We start from the raw sequence: 16613 nt of genomic DNA, 5'->3' as shown, positions 1-16613 counted from the left end.
AAATATATTTTTTATAAAAAATATGATTGTTTAAAGATTTACGTTTGTTAATTTATAAGATTTATTGTATATATATTAAAATATCAGTTACTGTTATTAATAAATATTATTTTATAAAAAAATGAATGATAATTTACTAATTATAGATCATATAAACATCGTTATTTTGTTTATATTCGATATTTTTATTAGTTTTTTATAATGAATAAAATATTTAATATTTTATTCATTATAAAAAATATTGCAGTATTTGTTATTATTTATAATTTAATATATTTGTAGTTTTTTATAATTTACAATTTGTATACAATTCATTATTCAACATTTTAATTAATACAATATACTATCATAAAAATAATAATTACTATTAAATATTTTTTAGTTTTTAAAATAATAATTTATTATTTAATTCATAAATAATTTTTTTATAAGAGAGAATTAAAATGTTTAAAGGAAGTATTGTTGCACTTATAACTCCTATGGATAATAAAGGAAATATTTGTCATAAAAGTTTAAAAAAATTAATTAATTATCATATTCGTAATAATACATCTGCAATTGTTTCTGTAGGTACGACTGGAGAATCTTCTACATTAAATCCAGAAGAGCATTTTAAAGTAGTTATGTTATCATTAGATTTTTCTGATGGAAATATACCAATTATTGCAGGTACAGGAGCTAATGCAACAGCAGAAAGTATCTTGTTAACTAAAAAATTTGAAAAATCTGGTATAGCAGCTTGTTTAAGTGTTACACCTTATTATAATCGACCAACTCAAGAAGGATTATACCAACATTTTAAAGCTATTTCTGAAAGTACTAATTTATTACAAATTTTATATAATGTCCCAATGAGAACAGGGTGTGATTTATTACCAAATACTATTTCTAAGTTATCTATATTAGATAATATAATAGGTGTTAAAGAAGCAACTGGAGATTTATCTAGAGTACATAAAATTAAATCTATAGTAGACAAAAATTTTTTATTAATAAGTGGAGATGATGCAACTGCATTAGATTTTATTCAATTAGGAGGTCAAGGAGTAATTTCTGTTACTGCTAACATAGCTGCAAAGCAAATGGTAAAAATGTGCTCTTTAGCGTTAAATAACCAATTTAAGGAAGCCAGGAGTATTAATGAAAAATTAATGTATTTACATAAATCTTTATTTATTGAGCCTAATCCTGTACCGGTTAAATGGGCAGCTAAGAAACTCGGGTTAATTAAAGATGCATTTGTTCGCCTACCGTTAACTTCAATTTCTAAAAAAACGCGTTTTATTATTGAAAAATATATTCAAAAAAATATTATTTGTAATGTTTAAAAACATATATGATATACGCGTAATTTTAAATACTTAATATTTCAACATATTAATATCATATTTTATAATGATTACTTTGACAAATTATTTTAAAATACTAATATACCTAGTATGCATAACATAACGTTTTATTTTTTAAAATAAAAATTTATATACTAAAAAAATTAATTTTTTGTTATTTTTGTATATTATATCTAATAATTTTTTTAATTTATAACATTTATAAAAATATCGTTTGTTTTAAAATAATTATACAGAGTGTCATTGAAGTGATGCTCTGTATATATGAAATAATCATATTTTTTAAAAGTATATTTTTTATTTTAAAAAATAAAACAATTGTATTATTATAATTATTTATTTATAAAAATTTTTGGTGAAAAATTAAATAATATTTAAATGAATATTATATTAATTGCTTAATAATTTGTAAATATATTAAAGTTAACAACTTTAAATCAGATATTTTTACATATTCATTTACTTGATGTATATTTCGATTTATTAATCCTAATTCTACTATTTCAGAACCCATTGTAGTTATAAATCTACCATCAGAAGTTCCTCCGCTTGTTGAAGTTTTTGGTAAAAATCCATGAAAATTTTTAATAACATGTTGGACAGTATCTAATAGATTACCTTTATAAGTAATAAAAGGTTTTCCAGATATAACCCATTTTATAGAATATTTTAGATGAAAAAAATTTAATAATTGATTTACTTCAAATTGCAATTGTTCAATTGTTATTTGAGAACCGAACCTAAAATTAAATTGTACAAATAAATTACCAGGTGTTATATTACTACAATTTAATCCTGAATGTATTTGAGATATTTGCATTGTTGTCTTTGAAAAAAAAGTATTAGAAACATCCCATTTTTTTTTAATTAGAGCATTTAAAAATGGTATAATGTTATGAATTGGATTGATAGACAATTTTGGATAAGCAATATGCCCTTGTTTCCCATATATTGTTAAATTTGCTGTTAACGATCCTCTTCTACCATTCTTAATAGTATCTCCAACTATATTAATACTTGTAGGTTCTCCTATAATACAATAATCTATTACTTCATTTCGTGATTTTAGAGTATTTACAACTTTAACTGTTCCATTTGTTGCTTTAGATTCTTCATCAGAGGTAATAATAACTGATAATCTTTGATTATGTATTGGATTACTAGATATAAAATGTTCAATAGCTACGATCATAGCTGCTAATGCTCCTTTCATATCTACTGCTCCTCTTCCAAACAATTTTCCTTTACTTATAGTAGGATTAAAAGGTGGAAATTTCCAATTATTTATTGTACCTGCTGGAACAATATCTGTATGCCCTAAAAAAGTAATCGTTTTTTCATTAGACGTACCTTTATGAATAGCCCATACATTTTTAGTATTTTTAAAATTCATTTTTTCTACTAAAAATCCTATAGCAGTTAATCTTTTAATAATAATATCTTGACATCCTAAATCTAATGGGCTAATAGAAGGAATAGAAATTAATTCTTTAGTAAGATTGACTACTGATTGTAACATTTTAATATTCCTTAAAAAGTATTATTTTTTTATAAAAAAATGTTTTAAATTAACTATGTTGTATATTTTTTAAAAAAAATTAATTATTATTAATTTTAGTTATTTTATTAAAAAATATTATTTTAACAATGTATTAAAGATTGTTACAAAATAATTTTTTAATAATTGATTTTTTTGTCAAAAATTGTTAGCTTGATTAATATTTTTGCTAATAGCAATTAAATAATTTTCTAATTATTAATAAATTAAATTTGTTAAATTATTAGCAACAATTAAATATGAATTAATTTTAAAAGGGTTTTAGTAACCCTTTTAAAAAATTAAAATTATATACTTTTAACAAATATTTGTTACATACTTAATGCTTGAGATACTATGTTTGTAACAGTAAAACCAAATTTTTGAAACAATTTTTCTGATGAAGCAGATTCTCCAAACGTATTTATTCCTATTACTATACCGTTTGATCCTACGTACTTATACCATAAATCAGGTACTCCTGCTTCAATAGCAATACGTTTTTTAACTGTAGCAGGTAATACGTATTCTTTATAAGCAAAAGTTTGTTTTTCAAAAACGTTAATTGAGGGTATAGATACTACTCGAACGGAATAGCCTTTTTTATTTATTTCTTGAGCAGCTTGCAATGTAATATTTAATTCAGATCCAGTAGCTATTAAAATAATTTGAGGAAATTTTCCAAAATCCTTTAGTATATACCCTCCTTTAAGAATGTTGCTAATTGATATCTGTGTATGGTACGTATTAACTAAAACTTGTCGAGATAATATTAAAGCTGAGGGTCCTTCGTTGTTTTCTAACGAATTTTTCCATGCAACAGCAGTTTCTAAAAGATTAGAAGGTCTCCATACATTTAAATTAGGAATTAGTCTAAGGTGAGCAAGTTGTTCTATAGGTTGATGAGTAGGTCCATCTTCTCCTAATCCAATTGAGTCATGCGTATATACGAAAATATGTTTAGTCTTCATTAAAGATGCCATACGGACTGCATTGTGCGCATATTCAAAAAACATTAAAAAAGTAGCTGTATAAGGGATAAATCCACCATGATGAGAAATACCATTAGCAATTGCAGTCATACCAAATTCTCTTACACCATAATGAATATAATTACCTATTTTATGAGATTTAATAGATTTAGAACCAGACCATTTCGTTAAATTACTAGGAGCTAAATCAGCTGATCCACCTATCAATTCTGGGAAAAATTTTGCCCATTCTTCAATAACTTGTTGTGAAGATTGTCTAGTAGCTGAATTTGTATTAATAAAACTAAATTTTTTTAGTGATTGTTGAGAAATATTATTCCAATTTTCTGGCATTTTTGAATTCATTCTTCGAATAAATTCTTGAGATAATTTTGGATATTCTTTTTTATATGCTTTAAAATTGTTCCACCAACATTCTTCTATTTTAGCACCTTCTTTTACATTACTCCATTGTTCATATATTTTGTTTGGAATAAAGAACGGAGGATAATTCCAATTTAATTTTTTTCGTACAAGAGACGTTTCTTTATCACCTAAAGGAGTACCATGTATTTCATGTGATCCAGATTTATTTGGAGATCCAAATCCAATAATAGTATTACAAATGATTAACGATGGTTTGTTTCGGATTTTTTTAGCTTTTTGTATAGCATTATAGATGTCTTTAAAATTATGACCATCTATTTGAGGAATAACATGCCAATTGTAAGATTTGAATCGTTGATAAGTGTCATCTGTAAACCATTCTTTAGTATTCCCATCTATTGAAATATGATTATTATCATAGAACACTATTAATTTTCCTAAACCTAATGTTCCAGCTAATGAACAGGATTCGTGAGAAATACCTTCCATCAAACATCCGTCCCCTACAAATACCCAAGTATAATGATCTACAATTTTATAATCTATTTTGTTGAAATAATTACTTAAATTATATTCTGCTATAGCCATACCTACAGCGTTTCCTAACCCTTGACCTAAAGGACCAGTAGTAATTTCTACACCTGGAGTACAATGAACTTCTGGGTGCCCAGGAGTTTTTGATTTATATTGTCTAAATTGTTTTATATCATTTATTTTTATATCATATCCAGTTAAATGTAGTAAACTATATAATAACATTGATCCATGTCCATTAGACAAGATAAAACGATCTCTATCGTACCAATTTGGATTTTTAGGATTATGTTTTAAAAAGCATTTCCATAATATTGTTGCTATATCAGCCATTCCCATAGGCATTCCTGGGTGTCCAGATTTTGATCGTTCAATAGCATCAATACTTAAAATTCTAATTACGTTAGATAATTGTTGATCAGGAAGCATAGTAATAATATCCGTTAAATTTTAAAAATTATATTTTATATATAAAAATATTGTTTATTATTAATGAAAGAATTATTATTGATTAATAATAATAACTCATATTATTCATAAATTCTTGTTTAATATTTCTTCTAATTTTTTTTGATCATTTTTAAATGTATGAATTCCCTCTGATAGTTTATCAACAGCCATTCTATCTTTATTATGTAGGTCATAAAATTCTGATTTAATAATTGGTTTAGGAGGTTTAGAAAAATTTATAGGAGTGGTTAAATTACAATTAAAATTATCATTAGCATTTATTAACTGCTCTAGAAAAATAGGAGAAATAGTTAAGTAATCACATCCTGATAATGCTATTATTTGTTCTTTTTTTCTAAAACTTGCTGCCATTACAATAGTTTTATAATTATGTTTTTTGAAATATTTGAATACTTTAGTAACAAATGTAACACCAGGATCATTATTTATCGATTTTTTATTAATTAATAATTGTTTGTTATACCAATCATAAATTCTTCCTACAAAAGGAGAGATTAAAAATACGTTCGCATCTGCACACGCTTTAGCTTGAGCAAACGAAAATAATAATGTTAAATTACATTTAATGTTTTTTTTTTCTAATATTTTAGCTGCTTGAATACCTTCCCATGTTGCTGCTAATTTAATTAGTACTCGTTTTCTATCAATACCTTCTAATTCGTATAAATAAATTAAATTTTCTGCTGCTTCTATACATTTTTCTGAATGGAATGAAAGTTTAGCATCTACTTCTGTAGATACTTTACCTGGAATGTTTTTTAAAATTTCTTTCCCAATATTTACTAAAATTTTGGTGGAAGCATTTTTTATTTTAGTCCTTCGAAGACCTCCTTTTTTATTTGCGTAATTAATAGCTTCAGTAATTAAATGTTTGTAAATATCTAATTTTATAGATTGTAGGATAATTGAAGGATTTGTTGTTGCATCTTTTGGAGAATATTTTATTATTGATTGTATATCTCCAGTGTCTGCAACAATAGTACTATATTGTTTTAATATATTTAATTGATTCATAAGTATACCTTTAAACTTTATTTCGGTATAACAACATTAAAGTTAATATAAAGTAAAATTCTAATTTTATATAATAAACATTTAAATTAAAAATTGTGATTTTAATAAATGTATTTTCTTAAAACTACATAATAAGCGTATATTAATGTTTTATTAAAATAATTAAACAATATTTTGTTAAATGATTCATTTTTTCATTTATCCTCAATAAGAATATAAAACGTATATTGAAAAAAATTAGTATTTGTTAAACATATATAAATTCATATAAATAACATTTATATTTTGTATTAACATATTGTTTTACATATATGTATTTATTTTAAAGTGGGTATCAGATTAAATTATATTTTTTAAATATTGTTTAATATTATTTTTTATATATTAATACAACATAATAATGTTGTTGTTATATTTTTTAAAAAATTAAACATTAATTATTAGTTATAAATTATATATTAGTTTATTAATTAAATAATATTAATATATTATTTATCACTTATATGTATTTTTTATATATAAATTATTTTTATTGAATACATCTTCATATATAAAAAATTATTTTATAGTTTATCTAATAAACACACTATTTCTAATGTTTGAAAATATTAATATATATGTAAAAATTAAACTGTTATAATAATTTTTTATTTTAAATATTATTAAAAAATTACTGAATATTTAATTTTATAAAGAGATTTCATAATTTTTTATTATTATTGTAGCATTAGTACCTCCGAATCCGAAACTGTTTGACATAGCAATATTTATTTTTTTTTTAATGTTTTTTACAATAATATTCATATTTTCAGCTAATGGATCAATTACATCTATATTAATACTTGGTGCAATAAAATTATTATTCATCATCAAAATAGTATAAATAATTTCTTGTACTCCTGAAGCTCCTAAAGCATGCCCGGTCATTGATTTAGTTGATGAAATCATAGGTATATTATTCTTGTTAAATACTTTTACAATTGCATGCAGTTCTCTAATATCACCTTGAAGAGTAGAAGTACCGTGTGTGTTTAAATAATCTATTTTGAAATCAGATAATTTTTGCATAGAAAGTTTCATGCAACGAATAGCTCCTTCAATAGATGGTAAAACCATATTAAATCCATCAGAACTTGCTCCATACCCTATAATTTCAGCATATATTTTAGCCCCTCTTGACAGAGCATGATTTAGTTCTTCTACTACTATTATGCCTGCGCCTCCTGATAACACAAATCCATCTCTACAAATGTCATATGCTCTAGATGCTTGTTCAGGTATATGATTATATTTTCTTGATAGTGCTTTTATTGCATCAAAATAATATGCTAATTCCCAAGTAACTTCTTCTCCACCTCCTGAAAAAATGAGATCTTGTTTACCTGATTGAATTAAATTAAAAGCATGTCCTATACAATGAGCTGAAGAAGCACATGCTGAATTAATAGAATAACTAATACCATAAATATTAAAAAAACTTGTTAAGCATGCTGATATGTTGGAAGACATAGTTCTAATAATAGTATATGGACTTAAATGTCTATTTTTTTTTTTATTTTTTATAGTATTTACGCTCATGTAATGTGTTCTAGGAGAACTAATTGAAGATCCTACTATTACTCCAATTTTAGGATTTTTTTTATATAAAGTTTCTTGTAATTTAGCACTTTTAATAGCTTGTTTCATAGATAAATATGTATACATTGATGCAATATTCATAAATCGATGATATTTTATATTAATTTTTTGTTTATAATCAATATTTTTAATATTTCCCCATATTTGACTCTTTATACCCATTTTTTTCATTTTTGAAGAAAAAGTAACTCCTGATTTTCCTTGCATGAGAGAATCTAATACTTTTGTAACATTGTTTCCTATACTAGAAATGATACCTAATCCTGTAATTACAACTCTTTTCATTATACATCTCTGTTTTATTTATATTATTAAATATTTATCTAATATGAACGTACATATTTTGTTAATTATTTATTACAAATAACGATGAATATTGTTATTAAAAAATTTAATATTTTTTTTAATTTTTTAAAGCTATATATTTAAAAATATTTTTATTAATAATTTGTTAATTTAAAATTAGTTAATATTTATATTTTTTAAATCAATTTTTTATCTACTATTTTAATAATTATTATTAATTTCATATATGTTATAAGTTGTTATTCTTTATATAAAAAATGAAAATATGAAATATATCTTAAAAGGTTTTGTTTAAATAATATTAAATAATAAAATTAAAACATTGTTTTATTTATTATAAAACAATGAAAAATTATTTTATTATTGATATTTAAAATAGATAATTTATTAATTTAAGTTTGTTTAAAAAATTGTTATAAAAATAAATACGTAATTAACTAATGTTTTCATTGTAGTTTATATTAATTAATTTTTTTATAATAAATCAATATTTGATGTATTTTTTAAAGTAACAAAACTAAAGTTATTTAACATAAATTAAATTTTAAAAAATGATTATAGTATAAAAATATATTTTACATAAAAAATGTATAAAATAACATATTATAAATAGATACTACATTTAGTAAAAATTGTTAATTTTATATTATAAATATTAATTATAAAAATAAGTTTAAATTATAGAAATAATATGATATAAATTTATTGTATAAAATATGAAGTATATTATATGAAGTTGACTATACAGTCGTTTTTTTTAATTTTTTAACTAAATTAAAAAAAGAGGAAAGTCCGGGCTCCTTAGGGTATAGTGCCAGGCAACTCCTGGGAAGCGTGAGCTTACGAAAAGTGCCACAGAAAATGAACCGCCTATTTTAAATATATATTATAATAGGTAAGGGTGAAAAGGTGACGGTAAGAGCGCACCGCATAATTGGTAACAATTATGGCAAGGTAAACTCCACTTGGAGCAAGGCTAAATAAAGGTAAATTTGTGTATAACCCGTACTTTAAAACCTGGGTAAGCTGCTTGAATTAATAAGTGATTATTAATCTAGATAAATGACTGTTTAATACAGAACCCGGCTTATTAGTCAACTTCATATATTTAAAAAAATAAATACTTGATACATTATTATTAATAATATACATACAGATTACTCTGTACATTATATACCAGAAATTACCATGTCAGATAATAGTACTGATCCACATTGAATTATTTTTTGTTTATTAATATCTTTACTAATTTTTACGACATTTAAGAACATATCTTTTAAATTACTTGAAATTGTAAATTCATGAACAGGATGTTGAATAGTACCGTTATCCACAAAAAAACCCGAAGCGCCTTTAGAGTAATCTCCGTTTGTAAAATTAATTCCTTGACCTAATAATTCTGTTATTAAAATTCCTTTATGCATATACTGTAATAATGCTTTCAAACTGTATGCTAAGTCATAAGAAACTAACCAATTATAAATACCTCCTAAATTTCCAGTAGTTTTTAAACCTAATTTTTTTGACGTATAAGTACTTAAAGACCAATTATTTAATATACCTTTTTCTATTATTATTCTTGATTGAGTGAATACACCTTCTCTATCAAATGGTTTTGAACCAATACCCTGATCTAAATGAGGTTCTTCTACAATATTTAACCAATTAGGAAAAATTTGTTTTTTTAAAGAATGAATTAAAAAACTAGATTTTGTATATATATTGTAACCATCAATAGCGTATGCAAGATTATTAAACAAACATGAGCTGATATCTGATATAAAAATAACAGGTAACTTATTTGAGTATATTTTTTTTGGATATAACTTTTTAATTGCACGTTTTGCGCTTTGGTGACCTAAATATTCTGGATTTTCTAGTTTGTTAATATCTCTAGCAATAGTATAGTAAAAAGCAGTTTGCATATTATCACTTTTACCAGCAATCATACCTGTAGATAATGAGTAAATAGTTGTTTTATAAGATTGTAACAATCCTAAATTATTTCCTAAAACAATAGTGTCAATAGAATAACAAAAATTCGTTCCTTCTGTATTAGTTATTTTTTTACTAAAACCGAAAGCACATTTTTCGATTAAAAAATTAGTTTTAATAATTTTTTTAAAATTACATAAATAAAAATTAAATAAATTTAATTTTATAGCTGAAAGAGCTAGCATATCTTTATCTGGTAATTGATTATACGGGTCTACAGAGACATGATTTGATAAATCTATTGCTTTATTTAACATTTTTTTTATGTTGTTTATGTTCATTTTTGTAAATGAAACACTTCCTTTTTTATATGCATTATATACAGTAATTGTCATATTACCTGAGTTGTTATATTCAACATTCTCTAAAGTAGTATTTCTTGTAGTAACGTTTATTCCTTTTTTTTTAATAATGTATACTTCAATAAAATCAACTTTTTTGTTTGCTAAATTCAAAACATATTGTATTAATTCTTTTAATTTTATTTCTTCTTTTTGTATTGTTTCGAGATGGTACATTGATTACCCTTAAGTTTAAAATATATTTTTTTAAAAAAAATATTTTTTGTAATATAAAATGTATATGCACTATAACTAAATATTATGTATAAACAATATTAAATAAAAAGTTATGTTAATAATTTATTTATATATAACGAATATTTTATATTAATATTTAAATTTATTTTAATATAATGTATATTATATGATAATATAAAATAATTTAAATATAAAACATCTATACATTAATATAATTTTTTTATATATTAAATAAATTAAATTTAATTTAAGAAAACCAATCATATATAATTGATTTAAATTGTTATTAGAAATAATAATTACGTTATTAGGGAAAAGTTAATGAATTTTTGTAATGTTCTTTCTGGTAAAAATATTCCTGAAGACATTTTTGTAATTATAGAAATATCATCTAATTCTAATCCTGTTAAATATGAAATTGAAAAAAAAACAGGTATTTTATTTGTAAATAGATTTATAAATACAAAGATGTTATACCCTTGTAATTATGGATATATAAATAATACTTTGTCTTTAGATAATGATCCTTTAGATGTTGTAGTAATTGCACCGTATTCTTTAAATCCTGGATCAGTAATACAATGTAATCCAATAGGCATACTTAAAATGATTGATGAGTCAGGTGATGATTTTAAAATAATTGGTGTTCCGCACTCTAGTGTTACAACAGAATACGAAACTATTAAAGATATTTTAGATTTATCTAACAATTTAAAGGATCAAATTATTCATTTTTTTACACATTATAAAGACTTAGAAAAAGGTAAATGGACCAAAATATTAGGATGGGATAATTCACATACAGCAAAAAAAGAAATTGTCAATTCTATTGAAAGATATATTAATTCTTTAAAAAAATAATTATTATTATTTTTAATGTAGATAATAATAATTAAATTTTATTAACTGATTTTAAATATATTATTATTATGTATTTAATTGATGTTTTTTATTGTGTATATAATTATATAAATTAATATTTATTATTTTTTTTAATATTTTTTAAAAAAAAATATTTAACAGAATTTACAATGAGTTACAAAATTATTTTTTAAAACAATTTATAATATGAATATAAATAATTACGTTTATATACTACAAAATAATATAAATATATTCTATAAATATTATTTTGTAATTTTAAATAACTTAAAATGTTATTTTTTAGAACGTAAAAATAACATTTTGAATATAATTACTTAAATTAAGTAAATAAATTAATTTTTCAAAGAAATAATAGTAATAATTTTTGTATTTATACATTATGATGTTTTTTTTAAAAATTTGTAATAAATTTTTTTAATATTAATAGTATTTATCAAATTAATAATTATTAAATATGTTGTTCTACGATATAAAGCTTAATGATTTTAATTTATTTTTGTATGTTATTAATATTAAAACATATAATAAATTGATTTTTTAATTGATTGCTACATATACAAACAATGTTTTGATAGTTATTTATAGCTCAAATGGATCTGAATACATATTAATATAAAAAATGTTCTTTTTGTTATAGAGAAGCAACGTAAAATATATGTAAATAATCCATATTGTATGATATATAATATTTTATAAATAAATAATAAATTTGAGAGGAATTACATGACTGGAATTTGTCAAATTACAGGGAAAAAATTTATGAAAGGCAATAAAAGATCTCATGCTATGAATGCTACTAAAAGACGATTTTTGCCAAATCTTAAACAACATAAATTTTGGATAACTAAAAATAAAAAGTTTATTAAATTAAAATTATCTACTAAAGGTATTAGAATAATAGATAAAAAAGGAATTGAATCATTTTTAAATTTAAAGCAAATAAAATCATAATAATTATAGAGAAAGAATACGATGGGAAAAAATATAAGAAAGAAAATTAAATTAGTATCCTCTGCTAATACAGGATATTATTATACTACTACTAAAAATGTAAGAAATAGTCCAGAAAAAATAGTAATGAAAAAATATGATCCTAGATTGAGAAAACATGTTTTATTTAAAGAACATAAAATAAAATAAATATATTTATATTTGTTCAAAATCGTTCATTAAATTTTTTTGGTTATAATTTAGAATATAAATTATGTGTAATTGAATTAAAATAATCTGTAAATAAATTTTTAAAAAAGATAGTATTAATAGTTAATAACTTATATAAAAAGAACATACTTATTAGTAAAGTGATAGGTAATAGTAAAGAAAAAATTGACAATTGTGGTGTCATTCTCATTAATAATGCCATCATAATATTTACTACCAAGATAACAATAATAATTGGTAAAGAAAGAATTATTCCTTTTAAAAATAGTGTTCCTAGATAATGTATTAAAATAAAAAAAATAGTTTTATTAATATGTTGACTAATAGGTAAATAATGAAAACTATCTACAATTGAAGCAATAATCCACAAATAACTATTCAAAGATAAGAAGACTAATAACATTAAATTATTAAGCAAACGAGATATAACTGAAATGTTCGAATGACTATTAAAATCAAAAAATATTGAAAATGATAAGCCCATTTGTAAACTAATAAGTTCTCCTGCTATAATTGCTATTACAAAAATAATTTTAAAACTGAAACCTAAAGATATTCCAATTAAAAATTGTTCTAAAATATCAATTATTTTGATATCATATGATGGTAGTGGTTCGATTTGGTTTATTGTAGGTAACAAAATTAATGTAATTAAAAAAGATATAATAATTTTTATTTTTCGATCTACGAAACTTTCACCTAATATAGGAGAATTTGATATTGTTGATATAATACGTACCATTGGTAAAATTAAACTATATGTTATTTGAGATATGTTTTCTTGGGAAAAATTGTACATTTTAATTAATCATCAAAGGTATGTTAATAAATAAATTATGGATATAATGTAATAGCATATTCAACATCCAAGATCCTAAAATTAGTAACACTCCTATTACAGACATCACTTTAGGAATAAATGACAAGGTTTGTTCATTAATTTGAGTAGCAGCTTGAAAAAAACTTATAATTAATCCAACAAACAAAATTGTAATTAATAATGGACCTGATATCATTAATGCAATTTTCATAGCTTCGTAAAACATTGTTTCAATCAATTGTAAATTCATAAGTTGATTAATATAATTTTATATTATACCTCTTAAATAATTAATATTTAATATATTAGTTTAAAAACTTTTTTAAATTACACATGTACACTTTGAACTAAAGCATTAATTAACAAATTCCAACCGTCAACTAGTACAAAAAGCATTAATTTAAATGGCAATGAAACAGTAGCTGGGGGAATCATCATCATTCCTAATGCCATTAATACACTTGCAACTATTAGATCAATAATTAAAAAAGGTATATAAATAATAAATCCTATTTGAAAAGCAGTTTTAAGCTCACTAATTACAAATGATGGTAATAATATTTGTAAAGGAATATCTTCTTCAGTTTGAAATGTGTTTATATTTGATAAATGTGTAAATAATTCTAAATCAGGTTTTTTAATTTGCTTTAACATAAATGATCTTATAGGCTTTAATCCTACTTGAAGTGCTTCTTCTAAATTTATTTTTTTTTCATAATATGGTACATATGATTTTTGATAGATTGTATCAAATACTGGAGACATGATAAAAAATGTTAAAAATAAACTTAATCCTAATATTATTTGATTAGGTGGAGAATATGGAGTCCCTAATGCGTTGCGTAATAAATTAAAGACAATAATAATACGCGTAAAACAAGTCATCATTAGTACCATCATGGGAATAAAACTTAAAATTATAAATAATACTAAAGTTTCTGTAGAAAAAGACCAGTTGTTTCCTATTTTTGATGAAAAGTTATCCATTAATTGATACATTGAAGAATGTACAATAGGAGGTATTAAAAGTGGAATAAACAGTAATAACTTATAATAAATCATTTTTTTCTCAACATTTTTGTATTTAATAAGTTAATTTCATTAAACGATACGAACTTTAAATATTTAAAAAATTTTTTCTGATATAAATATTTTAATCTTTGTTAAAGATTTGATTTGTTTTTAACAGGCTTTAGGTCTTTATGTACTATTGGTAATATATGTAAACAATTGATGTAATGTGATGTTTTTCCTAGTATTAATCGTACTTCTTTTAAATCTATAACAATAATTTTTTCTTTGGGTCCTAAGGGAATATTAGCTATTACTTTTATATAAAATTCATTTTTTTTTGTTTTAAGAAAATTTAATTTTTTATAAATCCATGATAATACAATTATAATTAATATTATTTGTATTAATGGGCTTATAAAAATTTTTATTATTGATTTATAATCATAAAAAATTGAAAAATAATTAGATAAACATTCTTTAAAGAAATCTTTCATATTAATTATACATTATTGTTTAAATTGTTGTAAGAATAATTATTTATTATATTTGTAATACGAATACCATATTTGTTGTGTAACATTACAATTTCTCCGTAAGCTATTAATAATCCATTTGCAAAAATATTTAACAATTCTCCAGCTAATTTATCTAATACTAGTATAGAATTTTGAGATAAAGATAATAATTCTTTGATTGTTATTTTCTTTTGCCCTAGTTCTACTGTAATATTTATTTCGATATTGTCTATAAATTTTTTGTTAAGTAGTGATTCACTTGATTCTTTACTTTTTTTTTGGAGTATTAAAGAATCGTTTGATTTATTATTATTATTTATTATTGATTGATTTTTTGAAATCTCTTTCTTATTATTCGTTTGTATAATTTCTTTTGTGTTAAGATTGATATCTTTTGTTTGATTCATTGAAAATAACCTATATTTTTGTTTAAAATATTTTATATGTTTTTTATTTTACAAATATGTACTTATACATATAGCATACTTTTTACTATAAACAACGAGATTTCCAGATAATATTGGTATATTATTTACATATAATAAAATTTTATCTGGATTTGGAATAGAGATGATATCTCCTACTTTCATTTTTAATAAATTTAGTATTGGTAATTTGAATTTATTTAATTGAGCAATTAAACATATTTCTAACATATTTAAAATATTTTTTGAAACTTTTTTTTGGAAAATACATGTATTGTCGAGATCTTGATCAATTTTATATAGTATATTTTTATTTATTATATCTTGACGTATTATTTGTAAAATATTTAAAGGTATACTAATAGTAAAAATATTGCTCCAGAAATTTGTATATACTCTAAAATAAAAGTGAATAAATATTTTTGTTATTTGAAAATTTTTTTTAATATGTTGTATTCTAATATTATATATTTTTTTTTTAAAATATATATAGTATTCATTACCCCATGCATATTTGTAGGATTTTTTTATTTTAAAAATAAAGTCGTTTATAATATATTTTGATGATAAGGATTTTAATTTTATATTTGAAGAATTTAATATCATATGATTTCCTCCAAATACTTTATTAATAATTAATTCTAATATATTTGTAGGGATAATTATATAAAAGAAACTTTCAAAATTTTTTATATTGAAAACAAAATTAAATGTTTGGTTATTAACATTTTTTGAACATTTTTCGAAAAATTGCATTGAGTTGCTTAGATATTGTATTTTTACTGTATTATTTGTTAAATTTAATAATTTTTTATTTAAATCATTAGCAAATTCTTTATGAATTACTTCTAAAATGTCTAAACTTTTTAATTGAATATTTTTAGTATTTAATTCTTCTTTTATAATAGCATGATTATTATGTTTATAATTGTTATGAACCATGAAATTGTTGTGTATATTTTCTTTATTTGAAGTGTTTGTTTTTATAAAATTTAGTATGTTTGTATTTTTTTTCATTATTTGTCTCAAATATTATAATTAAAATTTTGAAT

At 21.8% G+C, this 16613-nt stretch carries 15 protein-coding genes and 1 other RNA gene; 5 read left to right on the top strand and 11 right to left on the bottom strand.

What is annotated here, in order from left to right:
• Positions 1-443 precede the first annotated feature (443 nt).
• Positions 444-1328 (top strand): 4-hydroxy-tetrahydrodipicolinate synthase, encoded by an 885-nt coding sequence (gene dapA, locus BUCNMO_RS00420; protein WP_158344583.1) that lies wholly within the window; start codon positions 444-446, stop codon positions 1326-1328.
• 406 nt (positions 1329-1734) lie between these two features.
• On the opposite strand, the gene dapE is transcribed toward dapA, so the two are convergent.
• The 4 genes from dapE to BUCNMO_RS00400 all read right to left on the bottom strand — a co-directional run bounded on the left by dapE (position 1735) and on the right by BUCNMO_RS00400 (position 8186).
• The gene (gene dapE, locus BUCNMO_RS00415) at positions 1735-2868 is read right to left on the bottom strand and encodes a succinyl-diaminopimelate desuccinylase (protein ID WP_158344581.1); all 1134 of its coding nucleotides are present in this window, start codon (positions 2866-2868) and stop codon (positions 1735-1737) included.
• Positions 2869-3218: 350 nt separating this feature from the next.
• Positions 3219-5207: a transketolase gene (gene tkt, locus BUCNMO_RS00410; protein ID WP_158344579.1), complete on the bottom strand. Its 1989-nt coding sequence runs from the start codon at positions 5205-5207 to the stop codon at positions 3219-3221.
• A 105-nt stretch (positions 5208-5312) separates the two neighbouring features.
• Positions 5313-6263: a transaldolase gene (gene tal, locus BUCNMO_RS00405; RefSeq protein ID WP_158344577.1), complete on the bottom strand. Its 951-nt coding sequence runs from the start codon at positions 6261-6263 to the stop codon at positions 5313-5315.
• 687 nt (positions 6264-6950) lie between these two features.
• Entirely contained in the window at positions 6951-8186 is a 1236-nt protein-coding gene (locus tag BUCNMO_RS00400) for a beta-ketoacyl synthase N-terminal-like domain-containing protein (RefSeq protein ID WP_158344575.1), read from the bottom strand.
• Positions 8187-8939: 753 nt separating this feature from the next.
• On the opposite strand from BUCNMO_RS00400, the gene rnpB reads away from it, so the two are divergent.
• An RNA gene (rnpB, locus tag BUCNMO_RS00395) (RNase P RNA component class A) lies at positions 8940-9313 on the top strand.
• 63 nt (positions 9314-9376) lie between these two features.
• On the opposite strand, the gene pmbA is transcribed toward rnpB, so the two are convergent.
• Positions 9377-10720: a metalloprotease PmbA gene (pmbA, locus tag BUCNMO_RS00390; protein ID WP_158344573.1), complete on the bottom strand. Its 1344-nt coding sequence runs from the start codon at positions 10718-10720 to the stop codon at positions 9377-9379.
• A 342-nt stretch (positions 10721-11062) separates the two neighbouring features.
• On the opposite strand from pmbA, the gene ppa reads away from it, so the two are divergent.
• The 3 genes from ppa (at position 11063) to rpmG (ending at position 12766) form a co-directional block, all read left to right on the top strand.
• Positions 11063-11602, top strand: coding sequence for an inorganic diphosphatase (gene ppa / locus BUCNMO_RS00385; RefSeq protein WP_158344571.1), 540 nt, complete (start codon positions 11063-11065; stop codon positions 11600-11602).
• A gap of 747 nt (positions 11603-12349) precedes the next feature.
• Positions 12350-12577: a 50S ribosomal protein L28 gene (gene rpmB, locus BUCNMO_RS00380; RefSeq protein WP_158344569.1), complete on the top strand. Its 228-nt coding sequence runs from the start codon at positions 12350-12352 to the stop codon at positions 12575-12577.
• A 21-nt stretch (positions 12578-12598) separates the two neighbouring features.
• Positions 12599-12766, top strand: coding sequence for a 50S ribosomal protein L33 (rpmG, locus tag BUCNMO_RS00375; RefSeq protein WP_158344567.1), 168 nt, complete (start codon positions 12599-12601; stop codon positions 12764-12766).
• 43 nt (positions 12767-12809) lie between these two features.
• Here the strand turns inward: rpmG and fliR are convergent, their stop codons facing one another.
• From fliR to BUCNMO_RS00345, 6 genes are all read right to left on the bottom strand, one after another.
• Positions 12810-13586, bottom strand: a complete 777-nt coding sequence (fliR, locus tag BUCNMO_RS00370; RefSeq protein WP_158344566.1) for a flagellar biosynthetic protein FliR — start codon at positions 13584-13586, stop codon at positions 12810-12812.
• 1 nt (position 13587) lies between these two features.
• The gene (gene fliQ / locus BUCNMO_RS00365) at positions 13588-13857 is read right to left on the bottom strand and encodes a flagellar biosynthesis protein FliQ (RefSeq protein WP_158344564.1); all 270 of its coding nucleotides are present in this window, start codon (positions 13855-13857) and stop codon (positions 13588-13590) included.
• Between the two features lie 77 nt (positions 13858-13934).
• Positions 13935-14669 carry a flagellar type III secretion system pore protein FliP gene (gene fliP / locus BUCNMO_RS00360; RefSeq protein WP_158344562.1) on the bottom strand — a complete coding sequence of 245 codons (735 nt, stop codon included), beginning with the start codon at positions 14667-14669 and terminating at the stop codon, positions 13935-13937.
• Positions 14670-14770: 101 nt separating this feature from the next.
• Complete coding sequence (gene fliO / locus BUCNMO_RS00355; RefSeq protein ID WP_158344560.1) at positions 14771-15115, bottom strand: flagellar biosynthetic protein FliO; 345 nt, start codon at positions 15113-15115, stop codon at positions 14771-14773.
• A 5-nt stretch (positions 15116-15120) separates the two neighbouring features.
• Positions 15121-15543 (bottom strand): flagellar motor switch protein FliN, encoded by a 423-nt coding sequence (gene fliN / locus BUCNMO_RS00350; RefSeq protein WP_158344558.1) that lies wholly within the window; start codon positions 15541-15543, stop codon positions 15121-15123.
• A 48-nt stretch (positions 15544-15591) separates the two neighbouring features.
• Positions 15592-16578 carry a FliM/FliN family flagellar motor switch protein gene (locus tag BUCNMO_RS00345; protein WP_158344556.1) on the bottom strand — a complete coding sequence of 329 codons (987 nt, stop codon included), beginning with the start codon at positions 16576-16578 and terminating at the stop codon, positions 15592-15594.
• Between the last annotated feature and the right edge of the window lie 35 nt (positions 16579-16613).

It is taken from the genome of Buchnera aphidicola (Nipponaphis monzeni), from assembly GCF_006741185.1.
GTDB lineage: Bacteria > Pseudomonadota > Gammaproteobacteria > Enterobacterales > Enterobacteriaceae > Buchnera_H > Buchnera_H aphidicola_T.
This window is presented reverse-complemented; position numbering and strand designations above follow the sequence as displayed.